This is a genomic window from Streptomyces sp. WELS2 (genome assembly GCF_013870595.1).
Classification (GTDB): Bacteria; Actinomycetota; Actinomycetes; order Streptomycetales; family Streptomycetaceae; genus Streptomyces.
The window spans coordinates 1-1,958 of record NZ_JACBWZ010001035.1; the positions used below are offsets into that span (position 1 = coordinate 1).

Genomic DNA, 1,958 nt, shown 5'->3' on the forward strand with positions numbered 1-1,958 from the left:
TACCCCGCGCCGGCGCTGGAGCCGGCCCTCCAGCTCCAGCTGTTCGAGGGCCTGGCGGAGCGTGGCGCGGGCCACGCCGAAGCGGGCGGCCAGATCACGCTCGTTGGGCAGGATCTCGCCGACCGAGAACTCGGAGTCGAGTGCCTCGCTGAGCACGGTCTTGAGATGCCAGTACTTCGGTTCCGGTACCGATTCCAGCTGCGTGGTCCCCACCCTGTCCTCCGCAAGAGCCGTGGTCCGGCGGTTTTTGGCGCCCTTGTTTATTAAAGGTTGTTGCACTTCTCTGCGACCATAGGGCGGCACTCACCCTTGGTCAAGACCAATCCTCGGCCGCCCCGTAGCTATCCGGACGTCCGGCAGCGAAGCGTTCACGAGGCGTTCGCGCGCGCCGGTGTGTGTGACATCGCGGCAAAGCTCCCGTCGTACGGCGGGGCTGTCCGGGGTACGGCGAAGCCCCCGCCGGGACGACGGGGGCTCGCGGCGGGGGCGGCTCAGTGGGCGGGGAGGTGCCGGAGCTTGTCCGGATTGCGGATGATGTAGACGGAGGTGATGCGGCCGTCGGCGATGTCCACCTGGAACAGGGCGTCGGGCTTGCCGCCGGTGAGGATCAGCAGGGCGGGGCCGCCGTTGGTCTCCAGGACGCGGTGGGTCCGGTCGGCCGGGGCGGTGCGTGCGACGCCGACCAGGAAGCGGCCGACCTTGTCGGCGGTGTGCAGGACGCGCACCGGCGCCTTGGCCTTGCCGCCGCTGTCGCCGACCAGCCGGACGTCCGGGGCGAGCAGGGACATCAGCCCCTCCAGGTCGCCCTCGCCGGCGGCGGCGAGGAAACGCTCGGTCAGTTCCCGGCGCCGGGTGGGTTCGACGTCGTAGCGGGGGCGTCGTTCGGCCACGTGCCGGCGGGCCCGTCCGGCGAGCTGCCGTACCGCCGGCTCGGTCCGTTCCAGCAGCGCGGCGATCTCGGCGTACGGGTAGTCGAACGCCTCCCTGAGTACGAACACCGCCCTCTCCAGCGGGGACAGCGACTCCAGGACGACCAGGACGGCGAGGGAGACGGTGTCGGCGAGCAGGGCCCGGTCGGCGGAGTCGGGGGCGGTGCCGGCGAACTCGGTCGGGTAGGGCTCGGGCAGCCAGGGGCCGACGTAGGCCTCGGCGCGCCGCTGGGCCTGGCGCAGCCGGTCGATGGCCAGCCGGGTGGTGACGCGCACCAGGTAGGCGCCCGGTTCGCGGACCTCCTCGCGGTCGGCGTGGTACCAGCGCAGCCACGCCTCCTGGACCACGTCCTCCGCGTCGGCCACGCGGCCGAGCATGCGGTAGGCGACTCCCATGAGCAGGGGCCGGTGTTCTTCGAAGACGTCGGTGGCGGGCTGTGTGGTCACCGGCCCATCCCACCGTTACCCGCCCGCCGGTGTCCACCCGTTACCGGGGCCCGCGCCCGCCAAGGGCTACCCGCCGGTAGGCGATTGCTGACAAGCTGTCTACGGCGTCCGTCGGCAGCACAGACGAGGAGCACCCCATGTCCGCCACCGTCTCCTTCCAGGTCCCCGCCCCCCACGGCCCGGCCGAGGTGACCGTGTCCTACGCGCGCGTGGGCCGCGGCGAACCGCTGGTCCTGCTGCACGGCATCGGCCACCACCGGCAGGCCTGGGACCCGGTCGTGGACATCCTGGCCACCGAGCGCGAGGTGATCGCCGTGGACCTGCCGGGCTTCGGCGCGTCCCCGGGCCTGCCGGAGGGACTGGCCTACGACCTGCCCACCACGGGCGCCGTGCTCGGCGCCCTGTTCGAGGCGCTGGGCCTGGACCGCCCGCACGTCGCCGGCAACTCGCTGGGCGGCCTGCTCGCCCTCGAACTGGGCCGGGAGAGGCTCGTACGGTCCGTCACCGCCCTGTCCCCCGCCGGTTTCTGGTCACAGGCGGAGCGGCGGTACGCCTTCACGGTGCTGCTCGGCATGCGCGGCG

The 1,958-nt window shown here is 72.7% G+C and carries 3 protein-coding genes; 1 reads left to right on the top strand and 2 read right to left on the bottom strand.

Features of this window, described 5'->3' with window-relative positions:
- Both H5J33_RS33265 and H5J33_RS33270 read right to left on the bottom strand, forming a co-directional pair.
- The coding region (locus H5J33_RS33265; RefSeq protein ID WP_181798420.1) for a GntR family transcriptional regulator at nt 1-213 on the bottom strand (213 nt) is incomplete at its 3' end.
- A gap of 278 nt (nt 214-491) precedes the next feature.
- Nucleotides 492-1,376, bottom strand: a complete 885-nt coding sequence (locus H5J33_RS33270) for an RNA polymerase sigma-70 factor (protein ID WP_181798421.1) — start codon at nt 1,374-1,376, stop codon at nt 492-494.
- 137 nt (nt 1,377-1,513) lie between these two features.
- On the opposite strand from H5J33_RS33270, the gene H5J33_RS33275 reads away from it, so the two are divergent.
- Nucleotides 1,514-1,958, top strand: a 445-nt coding sequence (locus H5J33_RS33275) for an alpha/beta fold hydrolase (protein WP_181798422.1), incomplete at its 3' end; no start/stop codon positions are given.